This window comes from Mesorhizobium sp. B2-5-11, assembly GCF_006440835.1.
Taxonomy (GTDB): Bacteria; Pseudomonadota; Alphaproteobacteria; order Rhizobiales; family Rhizobiaceae; genus Mesorhizobium.
In genome coordinates, this window is sequence record NZ_VFUK01000002.1 from 329,235 (window position 1) to 344,219 (window position 14,985).

Sequence of the window (14,985 nt, forward strand, 5' to 3'; positions counted from 1 at the left end):
CGCGTCGCACCAAGGCGGCGCATGAGGGAAACGGGAGAGCTGACTGACATGGCCGAAGCCTATATCTGCGACTATATCCGTACGCCGATCGGCCGCTTTGGCGGCTCGCTGTCCTCGGTACGCGCCGACGACCTCGGCGCCATTCCGCTGAAGGCACTGATCGAGCGCAATGCCGGCGTCGACTGGCAGGCGGTCGACGACGTTGTCTACGGTTGCGCCAACCAGGCCGGCGAGGACAACCGCAACGTGGCGCGCATGGCGCTGCTGCTGGCCGGCCTGCCGAAGGAAATCCCCGGCTCGACCGTCAACCGCCTGTGCGGCTCGGGCATGGATGCGCTGACCATCGCCGCCCGTGCAATCAAGGCCGGCGAGGCCGAGCTGATGATCGCGGGCGGCGTCGAATCGATGAGCCGGGCGCCCTTCGTCATGCCCAAGGCCGAGACGGCGTTTTCACGCAATGCCGAGATCTACGACACCACGATCGGCTGGCGCTTCGTCAACCCGCTGATGAAGAGTCAGTATGGCGTCAATTCCATGCCGGAGACGGGCGAAAATGTCGCCGAGGATTTTTCGGTTTCCCGCGCGGACCAGGACGCTTTCGCGGTGCGCAGCCAGGACAAGGCCGTCGCCGCGCAGTCCAATGGCCGGCTGGCCAAGGAAATAACCGCGGTGACCATTCCGCAGCGCAAGGGCGATCCGGTTGTCGTCTCGAAGGACGAGCACCCCCGCGCTGGCACCACGATAGAGGCCTTGGCCAAGCTGCCGACGCCGTTCCGGCAAGGCGGCACGGTGACCGCCGGCAATGCCTCGGGCGTCAATGACGGGGCGGCGGCGCTGATCGTCGCTTCGGAAGCGGCGGCCAGGAAATACGGCCTGACGCCGATCGCCCGCATCCTCGGCGGGGCCGCCGTCGGCGTCGCGCCGCGCATCATGGGCATCGGCCCGGCGCCGGCGACGCAAAAACTGTGCGCGCGGCTTGGCCTGACGCCAAAACAGTTCGATGTCATCGAGCTCAACGAAGCCTTCGCCTCGCAAGGCATCGCAGTGCTGCGCCAGCTCGGCATCGCGGTGGATGCGCCGCACGTCAACCCGAATGGCGGCGCCATAGCGCTCGGCCACCCCTTGGGCATGTCGGGCGCGCGCATCTCCGGCACGGCGGCGCTGGAGCTGCGCGAACGCGGCGGCCGCTATGCGCTGGCGACCATGTGCATCGGCGTCGGCCAAGGCATCGCCATCGCGCTCGAACGGGTCTGAACAACCGCTCTCCCGGCTAGTCCAGGAGAGTGGATATGATCGATCTGCCAAATTTGACCATGTGGACAAAAGTCCGGACCCGTTCCATAGTTCCTCGTCTGATTTTTAGAACGGCCGGCTCGACACGGCTGTCGAACAGAGGGGACTGCAATGGAAAACCGGAAGAACAAATCTCATTCAACGCGCGAAGGCCTTTCGCGGCGCAACGTGCTGGAACTGGGCGCGCTTGGCCTGGCCGCGGCGATGCTGCCGGGCGCCGCCTTCGCCAAGGACAAGAAGCTGAAAGTAGCGGCGATCTTCGCCACGCCCATCGAGGAGCCGTGGGACAACCAGATCCATGTCGCTTTGCAGAAGGCCGAGAAGGAACTCGGCATCGAGTATAAATGGTCGGAGAAGGTGCAGACCGCCGACTTCAGCCGCGTCATGCGCGAATATGCACAGGGCGGCTATGAACTGGTGCTGGGCGATGCCTTCGCCGCCGAGCGTGAATCGCGCCGCACCGCCAAGCAGTTCCCGAAGACTGCCTGGCTGTTCGGCTCCGGCGCCGGGCCGGCGGAGCCCAATTTCGGCGTCTTCGACAATTGGATCCACGAGCCCGCCTATCTCTCCGGCATGATCGCCGGCAAGATGTCGAAGTCGGGCACGGTCGGCGCCGTCGCGGCGATGGGCATTCCGGAAGTGAACCGGCTGGTCAACGCCTTCTTCGCCGGCGCCAAGGAGGTCAATCCGAACATCAAGAAGAAGGTCGCCTTCATCGGTTCCTTCTTTGATCCTCCCAAGGCCAAGGAGGCGGCCGTCGCTCAGATCGACGCCGGCGTCGACGTCATCTATGCCGAGCGCTTCGGTGTCATCGAAGCGGCGGTGGAGAAAAAGATCTACGCCATCTCCAATATGTCCGACCAGTCGAGCCTTGGCCCCGACACCGTCATTACCGGCCCGGTCTGGGATATGTATCCCACCGTCGAACAAGCCATAAAACTGGTCAAGGCCGGCGTCTTCACGGCGCAGGACTATGGCGATTTCTCGCGCATGGCCAAGGGCGGTTCTCACCTGGCGCCTTACCATAAGTTCGACAAGACGCTGCCGGCCGAGGTCAAGGACATGGTCGAGAAGAAGAAGGCCGAAATCCTCGAAGGCAATTTCCGCGTCGACGTGGACGAGAACACACCGGTTTCGGATTGAGTTCTGGTCTTTAGGAGTTGGTGCTAAGCGCCCCCCTCTGGCCTGCCGGCCATCTCCCCCTCAAGGGGGAGATTGGCAGCTTCGCCGGCTAGTCAAATTGGGAATTGGCGAAAGCCGAGGGGTGACATCCGATCTCCCCGGTTGAGGGGGAGATGGCCGGCAGGCCAGAGGGGGGTGCAGCGCATCCCTATCGGTCAAGCCGAATCGTAAGCCCATCCGATCAGGAGTACTCTTGCCGACGCCCGCCCCGCTCATCGAAATGCACGGCATCACCAAGAGCTTCGGCGCCGTCAAGGCGAACGAAGCCGTCGACCTCAGCGTGGCGCCCGGCGAGATCCTCGGCTTGCTGGGCGAGAACGGCGCCGGCAAGACGACGCTGATGAACGTGCTGTTCGGCGCCTATGCGCCCGACGCCGGCGAGATCCTCATCCAGGGCCGGAAGGTGCGGATCACCAGTTCGGCCGATGCGCTGGCCGCCGGCATCGGCATGGTGCACCAGCATTTTCACCTGGCGCCACGGCTCACGGTACTGGAAAACCTGCTTATCGGCATACCAGGCAAATCCGGGCGGATCGACCGCGCCGGCGGACTGGCGCGGTTGGTTGAAATCAGCCGCCAGCACGGGCTGACACTCGATCCCAGCCTGCCGGTCTCGGCGCTGTCTGTCGGAGAGCAGCAACGTCTCGAGATCGTCAAGGCGCTGTTTCGCGGCGCAAAACTGCTGATTCTCGACGAGCCGACCGCGGTGCTGGCGCCGAGCGAAGTCGACGGGCTGTTTTCGGCCTTGCGGTCGATGGCGGCGCAGGGTCTGGGCATCATCTTCATCTCGCACAAGCTCAACGAGGTGCGCGCGCTCACCCATCGCTGCACGGTGCTGCGGCATGGCCGCGTCGCCGGCCGCGTCGACGATCCGGCCAACACCACGTCGGCGGAAATGGCGCGACTGATGTGCGGCCACGAGATCGTGCCGCCGGCCAAGGGGCCGTCGACACCGGGGGCAGCGGTGCTCACTCTCGACGGCATTTCCACCTCGAGCCATTCGGGCACGGCGCTGCGCGATGTGTCGCTTTCCGTGCGCGCCGGCGAGATCCTCGGCATTGCCGGTGTCTCCGGCAATGGCCAGCGGGCACTGGCGGAGGTGATCTCGGGCGTGCGCGCCCCCGATGCCGGTCGGATGACGATTGCGGGACAGAAAGTGTCTCGCTTCTCGCCGCGCGAGGTGCAGGCGCTGGGCCTTGGCCGCATCCCGGAAGACCGCATGACGACGGGACTGGTCACCAATTTGCCGCTCGCCGATTCCATGGTGCTGCCGCGCATCGGCACCGCCGCTTTCAGCAGCAAGGGCCTGCTCAAGCCGGATGCGATCCGCGCCTTCGCCGAGGCGCAGATCAAGGCCTATGATATCAGATGCCCCGGGCCGATGACGCGCGCCGGCGCCCTGTCCGGCGGCAATCTGCAGAAGGCGCTTTTGGCGCGCGAGCTCGCCTTCGATCCGAAGGTGCTTATCGTCTCGCAGCCGACGCGCGGCCTCGACATCGGAGCCGCCCGCTTCATCCATGAAAAATTCCTCGACATGCGCGCCAAGGGCTGCGGCATCATCGTCATCGGCGAGGATCTGGAAGAGTTGCTCGTGCTCTGCGACCGCATCGCGGTGATGTATGAGGGCCGCATCGCCGGCACGCTTCCCAGCGCCGAGGCGACGATCGCACGGCTGGGGCTGCTGATGACCGGGGCGGAGGGCCATAGCTGATGTTTCGACTCGAAGTCCGCAGCTCGACGCCAGCCTGGTTCAACCTCGCATTGCCGCTGCTGGCGATCGGTGCCGCGCTGGTGCTGTGCAGCGGCCTGATCGCGCTGGCCGGCGCCGGCGTGCTCGAATCCTACGGCGTTATGTTCACGGCTTCGCTCGGCGACAGCTATGCGATCACCGAAACGCTGGTGCGCGCCGCGCCCATGATCTTCACCGGGCTGGCGGTGGCTGTCGCCTTCCGCGCCAAATTCTGGAATATCGGCGCCGAAGGGCAACTGCTTGCCGGCGCGGTGGCGAGCTGCTTCGTCGGCGCGATCCCGATGCCGGGACCGCTCGCCATGCTTTTGATGGCAGTGGCAGGCGCCGCGGCCGGTGCAGCCGTCGCGCTCGTGCCGGCAACGCTGCGGGTGAAATTCAAGGTCGACGACGTCGTCAGTTCGCTGCTGCTCAATTCGGTCATCTATTACGCGCTGATGGCGCTGATCGAAGGGCCATGGAAGGATAGTTTCAGTGGCTATCCGATCTCGCCTCCGATTGAGGATTCGGCCAATTTTCCGGTGCTGATCGAGGGCACGCGGCTGCATCTCGGCGTCATCGTGGCGCTTATCGCGGCACCGCTGATCTGGTTCCTGATCGTGCGCACCACGCTCGGCTTCCAGATCCGGGTCACCGGCGAAAATCCGGAAGCGGCCAGATATGGCGGCATCAATGTCCAGCGGGTGCTGCTCTCGACGGCGTTGCTGTCCGGGGCGCTAGCCGGGCTCGCCGGCGTCGGCGAGGTTGGCGGCGTGCATTTTCAGGTGATGAGCGACATCTCGCCGGGCTACGGTTATTCCGGCATCGTCGTTGCAATGCTGGCGCGGCTCAACCCGCTCGGCGTGGTGCCGGCGGCAATCTTCCTGGCTGCCGTGATGACCGGCGCCGAGGCGATGTCGCGCGCGACCGGCGTGCCGGCCTTCCTCAGCGATGTCATCCAGGGCACGGCACTGCTTGCCATGCTGGTGGCGCTGCTGTTCACCGCCTATCGCATCCGCCGCGTCGGAGCCGCCCAATGAGCGCGGTGTTCGAACAGATCTTCCAGGTCGGCTTCTTGGCCGCCATCATCCGCATCGCCACGCCCTTGGCTTTCGCCACGCTTGGCGAAATGTTCTCCGAGCGCGCCGGCGTGCTCAATCTCGGCATCGAAGGCATCATGCTGTTGTCGGCAATGGCCGGCTTCACCGCCGCCAGCCTCAGCGGTAACCTATGGCTGGGCGTCCTGGCGGCGGTGCTGACCGGCATGCTGATGGGGGCGCTGCATGCGCTGTTCACGGTGGCGCTGGGCTTAAGCCAGCATGTCTGCGGCATCGGCGTGACGCTGCTTGCGTCGGGTCTGGCCTATTTCCTCTACCGGCTGATCTTCGGCCAGCAATCGGTGCCGCCGAGCATCAAGGGTTTTCAGACGCTGCCGATCCCGGTCCTCTCCGAGATTCCCGTGCTTGGGCCGGCGGTGTTCAACCAGTTCGCGCTGGTCTACATGGCGATCCTGGCCATCCCGATCGCCGCCTTCGTGCTCTACCGCACGCCATGGGGGCTGTCGGTGCGCATGGTCGGCGAAAACCCGCGCGCCGCCGACTCCGCCGGCGTCAGCGTCATTGTCACCCGCTTCCAGGCGGTCATTCTCGGCGGGGCGCTGATGGGGCTGGCCGGCGCCTTTCTGTCGATGGCGCAGTTCAACGCCTTCACCTTCGGGGTCGTCTCGGGGCGCGGCTGGGTGGCGATCGCCCTGGTCGTGTTCGGCCGCTGGGATCCGTGGCGCTCGGCGGGAGCGGCGTTGCTGTTCGCCTTTGTCGATGCCTTGCAGTTGCGCATGCAGGCGAGCGGTCTCGGGCATATTCCCTACGAGGCGTTCCTGATGCTGCCTTTCATCTTCACCATCGTCGCCATGGCGGTGATGTCGCGCAACGCGGTGGCGCCGTCGGCGCTGCTGAAGCCGTTTCGACGGGAAGAACGATAGACGAGTAGGGCTTGGGACGAAGACCCTGGACCTTGGGACACCTCACATCGCGGTAAAACCATTGTCGACGAACAGATGGGCCCCGTTGACGAAGCTCGATTCGTCGCTGGCGAGGTACAGCGCCGCCTTCGCCACCTCTTCCGGTTCGCCGATCCGCCCCTGCTGTGCGGCCAACGCCGCGTCGGAGACATCGACGCCGAGCTTACCCAGATCGGCGACCTCGCGCAGCCCATGCGGTGTGCGGATGAAGCCGGGGCAGACGGCGTTGCAGCGGATGTTGCGGTCGCGGAATTCCACGGCGATGGCGCGCGCGAACATGTGACAGGCGCCCTTGGTGGTGTCATAGAGCACTTCGTTCGGCGTCGCCGCCACCGCCGAGATCGACGAGGTGCAGACGATCGAGCCGCCGCCGGCCGCGATCATGCCGGGCAGCACGGCGCGGGTCATCAGGAACATCGAGCGCACGTTGACGGCATGCAGCCCGTCCCATTCCTGCACGCTGGTCTCCAGGAACGGCTTTATCACGATGGTGCCGGCATGATTGAACAGGACGGTAACCGCGCCGAACTTCTCGGCCGCGCCCTTCACGGCCGCCTCGACCTGCGCCTCGTCGGAAACGTCGGCGACAAAATGCTCCGCGATTTGGCCGCGCGCCCGGATCGCCGCGGCGGTGGCTGCCGCCGCTTCGCCATTGCGGTCGATGATCGCCACCTTTGCGCCTTCCGCCGCGAACAGTTCCGAGGCCGCCCCGCCCATTCCCGTCGCGCCGCCCGAAACGATGGCGACCTTGCCGGCCAGTCTTGCTCCCATTTCCTTGCTCCTCCCAAATGTCCTTTGGACGATCTCGCATTGTCGCTCTGCCGCGATGCTATCCTGCCCGCGCGGGGCGGCCAATGCACGAATGGATCGGCAAGTGAAGTGCCGTCGAGCGCCGGAAGTGAAACCGACGCTGCCATGTCCGTCGATCACGCCGATGCCGCTCTGCAGCAACTCAGCGCCAGTTCTCACGGCGCTGTTAGAAAAAAATTCTGCGCATGGCCGAAAAATAGCAATCGACAAAGTCTACAACTTTTATAGATTAATCGGCGAGACGGAGGTCGACATGTCCTATATGCAGAACACCGAGACCCGCAGCAGCGGCCAGAGGCTGGCCAATGCCCAGAGCTTCCGCCCGGCCTATGCCGGTGCTTTCGCCTATGTCGTCTTTGCCCTTGCGTTCGTGTTCACCGGGGCTGTTGTTCTGGGCCTCATTCCCTGAGCCGTGGTCCGGCCAGGCTGACGACCCACCGCCTTCAGGCAATCGGAGTTGAATGAACCGGATCCCGGTGCGCTTTCGCGTGCGCCATTGATTCGTATCTGACCGCATCCGTGATTCCAGAGATGGAGGAGATGGCAATGCCGATCGAATTCACGCATGTGCCCGGCAAGACCTATCCTGCCGATAGCGCAGTTTCCTTTTTCTACGACTTTGCCGAGACGGCGACCAGGCTGGCGCTGATCGAGGATGGCGGTTTCCGCAACCTCGTCGTCGACGATCCGGCCGGCCTGCTGACCAATATGGATCTTGCCGCCCAGGTGCTGGACCGCAGCTCGTCGCTGGAAGTGGTCCTCACCCATTGGGCCGGCGTGGTCGAACCGACCGTGGCGGCGCGGCAGCTTGCCTCGATCGACGCCCGCAGCGGCGGCCGCCTGGCGCTCAGGATGATCAGCGAGCCGTTAAGCGACGACGATGCCGAAGCGCGTCCGGTCGGACACGGTGTCCTCTGGCAGCGCATCGACGAGTATCTGGTTCTGTTGAAGCGGCTATGGTCGAACGAGCGGCCTTTCGACCACGAAGGCGCGTTCTACAGCATCAAGGGCGGCTATGTTCCGCGCAAGGGGCCTCATGGTGCCGACCTCGTCATCCGCATGGGCGGGCAGTCCGGCACGGCACTGAAAGTGGCCGGCCGGCATGCCGACGTCTTCGAACTGGCGCCCGGTTCGATCGACGATGTCAGGCAGTTGATGGAGCGTGTGCGCGGCGCCGCCGCCGAACATGGCCGGGCCGCCAGACTACGCTTCGCCCTTCCGGTCCGCATCCACCGGGGAATTTCCTCGGCAGGGCACAAGGCGGTCGATGTCTCCGGTCCGCCGGCCCAGGCCGCCCTGTCGCTGCTTGCTTACGCGGCTCTCGGCATCGATGAATTCATGATCGTCGGTGTCGACACGCCGCGCGAGATCGCGACAGTCGGCCGCGAGACGATCGCGCTGCTGCGCAATTCGCTGGCGCGGCGTGAAAGCGGCGAGTTCCAGCATGGGGCTTTCGCGCAGCGCACGGGACTGGAAACACGGGCAACGGGCTGAACTGCGGAGAAATTTTCCTTTCCAACCGCTCTGGCCTGCCGGAGGGTGCTATCCTGCCGTGTCTATGACGTGCGAGGCTGCTCTGCGGTACCTAATCCTTTAACGCGCCTTGTTACCCAGCCGTGACAGGCCTTCAATGACTGCACCAGAATCCGCCAGCACGCCGAAGACGCCGTCTTCGACCGTCACCATGTGAAGGGCCGCCTCATGCGCCCGTCTGTCGCCGCTGGCGCAGGCGTCAGAGATCGTCAAGCACTGGAAGTTGCGATCGCAGGCTTCGCGCAGCGTCGTGTGCACGCAGACATCCGTAGTGCATCCGCAAAACAGAAGATGCGTGATGCCTCGCGCGCGCAGCACGAGCTCGAAATCCGTATAGGTGAAGGCGCCGTTGCAGGTCTTGTCGACGATGATGTCCCGCGGCGCGACGTCGATCTCCGGAACGATCTGAAAACCCGGACCCGAACGAAGCAGGATTTCGGTGCCGTCGAGGCCGGCCCGCCTGCGGCGCCATTTCTCGTAAGGCGTCATGTCGGCCATGTCGGCCCGGTAGCCCTGCCTTGTATGGACGATGCTGACGCCCGCCTCGCGGGCAGCGGCGATCAGCCGGCTCACCGCGGGCAGGATCGCTCTCAACGGCGACGGATCATATCCCTTCCTGGCGAAGTAACCCGTCGTCGACAGGAAATCCTGCTGCAGGTCGATCACGACCAGCGCTGTGTTCTCGGCCACCAGCCTGCCGTCATAGGGAAAGTCGAAGGGTGTCGCCTTGATCATGCGCGGTTTCCTGTTTCAGCGAAGACCTTAGAGCGGTTCATCGCTTCACGGAAACGCTTCGTTGCCTGAAATTCGAAGCGGCATCAGGCGTCACGGTGTTTTGTTGATGCAAAAACTCAACTTAATTGTTGACTAGTAAAGTCATGTTTCATAGTCAACCGGGCACGGTTGCCGAAAACCGGATTGATGACATGCCCGCAGCCGTACTGGAGACGGACCTTGACCGGAACTGACACCCAGACTGCTTTCCACATAGACGCGGTGCGCTTTGCCGTGGGCGAGCGGACGCTGCTCGGTCCGGTTTCGCTCGAATTGCAGTGCGCGCGCGTCTACGGGCTGATCGGCCACAACGGGTCCGGCAAGTCGACGCTGGTCAAGCTTTTGGCGCGCCAGCAGCCGGCAAGCTCTGGCGCCATCACCTTCGCCAGGCGGCCTTTGGCCCAGTGGGGTGCGCGCGAACTGGCGCGGGCGCTTGCCTATCTGCCGCAGACGACGCCGGCGGCGACCGGCTTGACCGTGCGCGAGCTGGCGGCGCTCGGACGTTATCCCTGGCATGGCGCGCTCGGCCGCTTCGGCCAGGACGACAGACGGCATGTCGAGGAGGCGCTGGCCCTGACCGACATGGCCGGCTTTGCCGACCGGCTGGTCGACGAGCTGTCGGGCGGCGAGCGCCAGCGCGCCTGGCTCGCCATGCTGGTGGCGCAGGATGCCGGCGTCATGCTGCTCGATGAGCCTATCTCGGCGCTCGATATCGCCCATCAGGTCGAGGTGCTTGGGTCGGTCAGGGATCTCAGCCGCAAGCGCGACCTTTGCGTCGTCGTGGTGCTGCACGATCCCAACATGGCGGCGCGCTATTGCGACGAGCTGATTGCCCTGAAGGACGGCAGGCTGCTGACGCGCGGCACGCCCGGCGAAATCATGCAAGGCGATGTGCTCAAGGGCATTTTCGGGGTCGAGATGGGCGTGTTCGCGCACCCCGTCACAGGCCAGCCCGTCGGCTACGTCCAGTGACGCTTCAGCGCCACGGCGGGGGAGACCGGCGGCTGTGAGAACGAGGAAGAAGACGATGTCGAGAACCGGTTTGGTCGCAGCGCTGTTTGCATCCGCCATGCTGGCGGCCGCCAGCGCGCCGGCGCAGGAGCAGCCGGCAAGCGGCACGCCCGCCACCATTACGGCGCCAGCACCATCGCCGGCCGCGCCCGCCGCTCCCGTGGGAGCCCTAGCGCCTGCACAGCCGCAAGCCGGGGCCGGTACGGCGGCCGAGCCCTCGCCGGCGCTGAGCTTGCCGCACGATCTGTCGCCATGGGGCATGTTCATGGCTGCCGACATCATCGTCAAGGCGGTGATGATCGGGCTGGCCTTCGCCTCGCTCGTCACCTGGACGATATGGCTGGCCAAGTCGCTGGAAGTGCTTGCCGGCAAGCTTGGCGCTCGTCGCGCCGCGCGGGCCATCGGCAATGCCGCGACGCTGAAGCAGGCGAGCCGCGCGCTCGGCCGCAACGGCGGCACCGGCGCCCTGCTGGTGCGGGCGGCGGAGGAAGAATCGGCGCTTTCGGCCGGCGCGCTCGACCATGCCGGCGGCGACGGGCTGAAGGAGCGGGTCGCCTCGCGCCTGACACGCATCGAGGCGGCGGCGGCGCGACGCATGTCGCGCGGCACCGGCCTGCTGGCGACGATCGGCTCGACCGCGCCTTTCGTCGGTCTGTTCGGCACCGTATGGGGCATCATGAACGCCTTCATCGGCATTTCGCAGGCGCAGACCACCAATCTGGCGGTGGTGGCGCCGGGCATTGCCGAAGCCCTTCTCGCCACCGCAATGGGGCTCGTCGCCGCGATACCGGCCGTCGTCATCTACAACGTCTTTGCGCGCTCGATAGCCGGCTACCGGCAGATCCTCGCCGACGCCTCGGCTGGCGTCGAGCGGCTGGTCAGCCGCGACCTCGATTTCCGCACGGTGGCGCCGGCAACGGCGCTGGCGGCGCAGTAGCGGGGCAAGACCATGGGCAGCCGCATCCGTCAGGCCATGGACGACGATCTCGAGGAAAGCCACGAGATCAATGTCACGCCCTTCATCGACGTCATCCTGGTGCTGCTGATCATCTTCATGGTCGCAGCACCCCTGGCGACGGTTGATATCAATGTCGACCTGCCGGGCTCGACCGCGACGCCGGCGCCGCGGCCGGAGACGCCGCTGTTCCTGACGTTGAAGGATGACCTCTCGCTAGCGATCGGCAATGACACCGTGCCGCGCCAGGTTTTCGCCGCCACGCTGGACGGCAGGACCAAAGGCGACAAGCAGACGCGCATCTTCCTTCGCGCCGACAAGGCGGTTGCCTATGGCGACCTTATGGAGGCGATGAACCTGCTGCGCGGCGCCGGCTATCTGAAGATCGCCCTGGTCGGCCTGGAGGCTGCGCCCGCCGGCGGTGCTCCCGCAGCGGATCCAGGCGGAGCCGCTGGTCCATGACCGGGCAAGCGGCCGCCTCGCCCACGGTGGAGCTGTCGCGCCTCGGCTGGCGCGACCTCGGCCTGTGGGCGGTTGCGGCCGCGCTGGTGCTTGGGGCGCATGTTGCCGTCGCCTATGCGGTGCAGAGCTTCAGCCCGGTCGACCCGGCGGATGGCGGGGCGCCGCCGGCGCTGGCCATCGAGATGGCGCCGATGGTCGCGACGCCGGCCGTGCCCGAACAAGCCGCGATGTTGGACGCCGCTGTGCCCGACCAGGCCGAGCCGGTCGAGGACACCGAAAAGGCCGCCGAAGCCGAGCCCGAGAAAATGGTCGAGCAAGCGGAGCCCGTTGCCGAGCCGGATGCAACGCCGCCTGACACGACCGAACCGACTGAAACGACGCGGGCTGAGCCGGCCGACCAACCCCCGCTTGAAGAGATCGTCCCTGACATGGTCGAGACGGTCGCGCCTGACGTCGTCGTGCCGCTGCCGCAGCCGAAGCCGGTCGAGACGCCCAGGGAAAAGAAATCCGTCCAGGCCAAGGTGAAAAAGCCCGTCGAGAAGCCCAAGCCGAAGAAGGATAAGGCGCCGCCGCCGAAGACGGTAACCGCCGCGAGCGCGGAAGCAAAGCCCGCCGCCAGGACAGCGGCGCCGAAATCGGCGTCCGGGGCGTCCGGCGTCAGCCCGGCCAATTGGGAATCGCGGCTGCTGTCATGGATCAAGCGGCATACGCGCTATCCGAGCGCCGCGAAATCGCGACGCTCGCAAGGCAATGCGAACGTCACCTTCACGGTGGACGCCTCAGGCCGGGTGACGTCGGCGCGCGTCGTCCGCTCCTCGGGCGATCCCGACCTCGACCGCGCCGCGCTCGCCGTGCTGCAGGGCGCCACCGTGCCGCCGCCGCCGCCGGAGCTGGGTTCGCGCGTCAGCCGCACGGCGCCATTCGTATTCAGCCTTCGGAACTGATGCATGTCGCCCAAGACTGAACCCGGTTCAGGAGAAACGACATACACGGATCAAAGCAAGGTCGAACGGTCGGCCTACCGATAGCTCATCGACAGACACAGGGCCTCGACCTGCTCGAGGTAGAAGCGGCATCTCATGCGCAGGATCCTGAGGTTCGGATCGTCGGCGCCGTTGATCTCGATGGTCTGCATCATGAAGTCGAAATGGGCATGGAAGGCATCCACCGCGCCCCAGAGACTGTCGGCCTGCCAGGTCTCGGCTATCGCCGTGGAAACCAGTTGGCGCGCTTGCAGGCGCGCTGCATCCGGCGATGCCGGCCGGCTGGCGATCAGGGCATGGAGGCGGCTGAAGACATTTTCACCGACATCGGCGCTTTTGATGGCTGCGATCATGTTCATTTGTGGGTTCCCCTCAGGTCGTCGTGCATAAAGGCCGGTTCGGCGGGCTGCGGGCGATCATTGCAGGGATCGCGGCGGCATCGGCCGGCCGGCGTTGGATGATGTTGCCTCTGCGCCCGCGTGTTCCAACCAATCGGCCATCTCGATGCGGTCAAGCCGACGGCGGCCTTCCTCAAGGACGGCAGCAGGCCTTGCCGCGCACGTCCCGGGGCACGCCACAGAGATGATGGCTGCATCTGGCTATGCCCTCCTCGGCTGGACGCGATTGTCTTTCGCCTGCGTCCTGGGGTGCATCGAATTGCCGCTGAGCTGCGGATGCCTGGCCGGCCGGGCGCCGCGAAGGACGTCGAAGGCCTCGGCATAAGCCATGCCCAGCAGATAGGAGATCATGGGGAAACGGCTTGCTTCGGCCATCTGCACCAGCTCATTGGCCATCGACGCGATATATTGGAGACTATCGATCTCGGACTGGCGTAGGGATTGGTTGGCCACGTGCTGCTCCTGTGATGTGGTGGAATTCAGGGGACCCCCTCACCGGGCACTCTGAACATAATCAATCGGCTAATTGATTGACCGCGCTGCCAGGCGCGGATTGGTTTCCGGGATAGACAGGGTCAAGGCGTAGATGGGCGCGTCGGTGAGCCGGTCGAGGCCGAGCAAGCGCTTGATCGCCGAGTGGCTGAGCGCCGCGGTCGGGCAGGCCGACAGGCCGTGCCTGGTCGCTGCAAGCATCATGTTCTGGCCGATATGGCCAGCTTCGATCAGCACGACACGATAGGCGTTGGCGTCCTCATACTTCCACATGGTGCGGTCGAGCCTTGCGCAGAGCAGGACCAGGCAGGGCATGGGGTCGGCCCATTCCTGTCCGCCGACCAGCTCGGAGATTTTCGGCAGGTGGTTCGCCGAAATCCTTTCAAGATCGTGTCCGACAGCCGAGTAGTGATAGACGCCGGGTTCCAGCCCTTCCACCGCCGGCGCGACCACATAGGCTTCGTAGGGATTTCTCGCGCCGCCGGAAGGGGTCATGCCCAGCGGCAGGGCGCCAACGCAGTTGCTGGTCTCGCCGGTGATGCCCATGCCCGCGAACAGGCAGTCGGAAAGCTGTTTCGCGGTGACGGTGGGCGCCGCCGCTGTTCGGTTCGTGCGACGCTGGGCCATCAGGGCAATGAGTTCATTGTCGTCCAGCGCGTCCGGCAGCCGGATGGCCGCCGCGGAATTCCTGAGCACGAGGTCGGGCTGCACGGTGTGACCGGCGCGTTCGATCTGCCGTGCCTCCGCCTGTTCGATGGTCATGAACTCGCTGTCCTGGACGCAGAAATGCATCAGCGCGGTCGGAATGCCCCAGTTCCATTGTCCCGAGAATTGGCTCTCCTGTTCGGCCAGTTGCGACCCGGCGGTCACCAGTGCGGAAAAATCGAGCAATTGGGGGATGACGGCATCCAGCTCTGATCGCGACCATCCGTGGTCCCGCGCGATCTCCGCGGCGGATGCCCATTTGTCCCAGGATGCGAGAAGACCGATCACCTCGGAACTGCATTCGAAGACGCTTCTGGTCAGGAAATTGCACGCCGTGACCTTGTTGGCGCCGGGGTAGAAGACAAGCGTTTTTGCGGAGCGCATTTTCATGATGCCGAAAGCCGAATGCAGAAATGTCATTGCGAAGGCGAGGCGCCGACGAACAACCGCCGCCGGCGCCTCGGGCAGCTCAGCGCTTGTTGTAGTGCATGCCCTGCGAAAAGAAGACGGTCTGGGTGCCTGCGGCAATCGTCAACTTCGGAGCAGTGTTCACTTTCTTCGGCATTTTCATCCCTTCCTGACCCCAAATGGGATCTGTTGAAAAAATCCCCAAAACGGGATCCACGGGCGGAAGGTAAGAT

Annotated in this window: 16 protein-coding genes; 11 read left to right on the plus strand and 5 right to left on the minus strand. The window is 65.1% G+C overall.

Going from position 1 to position 14,985, the window contains the following annotated elements:
* Nucleotides 1-48 precede the first annotated feature (48 nt).
* The 5 genes from pcaF (at nt 49) to FJ490_RS08785 (ending at nt 6,182) form a co-directional block, all read left to right on the plus strand.
* On the plus strand, nt 49-1,254 hold the full coding sequence (pcaF, locus tag FJ490_RS08760; RefSeq protein ID WP_140492563.1) for a 3-oxoadipyl-CoA thiolase: 1,206 nt from the start codon (nt 49-51) through the stop codon (nt 1,252-1,254).
* A gap of 150 nt (nt 1,255-1,404) precedes the next feature.
* Nucleotides 1,405-2,436: a BMP family protein gene (locus tag FJ490_RS08765; RefSeq protein ID WP_140492560.1), complete on the plus strand. Its 1,032-nt coding sequence runs from the start codon at nt 1,405-1,407 to the stop codon at nt 2,434-2,436.
* Between the two features lie 259 nt (nt 2,437-2,695).
* The gene (locus FJ490_RS08775; RefSeq protein WP_140728801.1) at nt 2,696-4,186 is read left to right on the plus strand and encodes an ABC transporter ATP-binding protein; all 1,491 of its coding nucleotides are present in this window, start codon (nt 2,696-2,698) and stop codon (nt 4,184-4,186) included.
* Complete coding sequence (locus FJ490_RS08780; protein WP_140728673.1) at nt 4,186-5,241, plus strand: ABC transporter permease; 1,056 nt, start codon at nt 4,186-4,188, stop codon at nt 5,239-5,241. The genes FJ490_RS08775 and FJ490_RS08780 overlap by 1 nt, the downstream gene beginning before the upstream one ends.
* Nucleotides 5,238-6,182 carry an ABC transporter permease gene (locus tag FJ490_RS08785; protein ID WP_140524643.1) on the plus strand — a complete coding sequence of 315 codons (945 nt, stop codon included), beginning with the start codon at nt 5,238-5,240 and terminating at the stop codon, nt 6,180-6,182. Before FJ490_RS08780 ends, FJ490_RS08785 begins: the two co-directional genes overlap by 4 nt.
* A gap of 42 nt (nt 6,183-6,224) precedes the next feature.
* Here FJ490_RS08785 and FJ490_RS08790 read toward each other — a convergent pair whose 3' ends face one another.
* Nucleotides 6,225-6,992 (minus strand): SDR family oxidoreductase, encoded by a 768-nt coding sequence (locus FJ490_RS08790; protein ID WP_140728674.1) that lies wholly within the window; start codon nt 6,990-6,992, stop codon nt 6,225-6,227.
* Between the two features lie 292 nt (nt 6,993-7,284).
* Here FJ490_RS08790 and FJ490_RS08795 point away from each other — a divergent pair, with 292 nt between their 5' ends.
* Together FJ490_RS08795 and FJ490_RS08800 are read left to right on the plus strand one after the other, a co-directional pair.
* Entirely contained in the window at nt 7,285-7,440 is a 156-nt protein-coding gene (locus FJ490_RS08795; protein ID WP_140492547.1) for a hypothetical protein, read from the plus strand.
* A 137-nt stretch (nt 7,441-7,577) separates the two neighbouring features.
* On the plus strand, nt 7,578-8,525 hold the full coding sequence (locus FJ490_RS08800) for an LLM class flavin-dependent oxidoreductase (RefSeq protein WP_140554811.1): 948 nt from the start codon (nt 7,578-7,580) through the stop codon (nt 8,523-8,525).
* A 99-nt stretch (nt 8,526-8,624) separates the two neighbouring features.
* On the opposite strand, the gene FJ490_RS08805 is transcribed toward FJ490_RS08800, so the two are convergent.
* On the minus strand, nt 8,625-9,299 hold the full coding sequence (locus tag FJ490_RS08805; protein ID WP_140559240.1) for an isochorismatase family cysteine hydrolase: 675 nt from the start codon (nt 9,297-9,299) through the stop codon (nt 8,625-8,627).
* A gap of 219 nt (nt 9,300-9,518) precedes the next feature.
* On the opposite strand from FJ490_RS08805, the gene FJ490_RS08810 reads away from it, so the two are divergent.
* From FJ490_RS08810 to FJ490_RS08825, 4 genes are read left to right on the plus strand one after another with little or no spacing between them, the layout of a single operon-like run.
* Nucleotides 9,519-10,310 carry an ATP-binding cassette domain-containing protein gene (locus FJ490_RS08810; RefSeq protein WP_246672613.1) on the plus strand — a complete coding sequence of 264 codons (792 nt, stop codon included), beginning with the start codon at nt 9,519-9,521 and terminating at the stop codon, nt 10,308-10,310.
* A gap of 55 nt (nt 10,311-10,365) precedes the next feature.
* The gene (gene exbB, locus FJ490_RS08815; RefSeq protein WP_140654978.1) at nt 10,366-11,286 is read left to right on the plus strand and encodes a tonB-system energizer ExbB; all 921 of its coding nucleotides are present in this window, start codon (nt 10,366-10,368) and stop codon (nt 11,284-11,286) included.
* Between the two features lie 12 nt (nt 11,287-11,298).
* Complete coding sequence (exbD, locus tag FJ490_RS08820; RefSeq protein WP_140728676.1) at nt 11,299-11,766, plus strand: TonB system transport protein ExbD; 468 nt, start codon at nt 11,299-11,301, stop codon at nt 11,764-11,766.
* A complete protein-coding gene (locus FJ490_RS08825) occupies nt 11,763-12,710 on the plus strand; it encodes an energy transducer TonB (protein WP_140654981.1) in 948 nt (315 codons plus the stop codon). Before exbD ends, FJ490_RS08825 begins: the two co-directional genes overlap by 4 nt.
* 74 nt (nt 12,711-12,784) lie before the next feature.
* Here FJ490_RS08825 and FJ490_RS08830 read toward each other — a convergent pair whose 3' ends face one another.
* From FJ490_RS08830 to FJ490_RS08840, 3 genes are all read right to left on the minus strand, one after another.
* On the minus strand, nt 12,785-13,108 hold the full coding sequence (locus FJ490_RS08830) for a hypothetical protein (protein WP_140654984.1): 324 nt from the start codon (nt 13,106-13,108) through the stop codon (nt 12,785-12,787).
* Between the two features lie 240 nt (nt 13,109-13,348).
* Entirely contained in the window at nt 13,349-13,600 is a 252-nt protein-coding gene (locus FJ490_RS08835) for a hypothetical protein (RefSeq protein ID WP_140492525.1), read from the minus strand.
* A gap of 69 nt (nt 13,601-13,669) precedes the next feature.
* Entirely contained in the window at nt 13,670-14,764 is a 1,095-nt protein-coding gene (locus FJ490_RS08840) for a SagB/ThcOx family dehydrogenase (protein WP_246672611.1), read from the minus strand.
* Between the last annotated feature and the right edge of the window lie 221 nt (nt 14,765-14,985).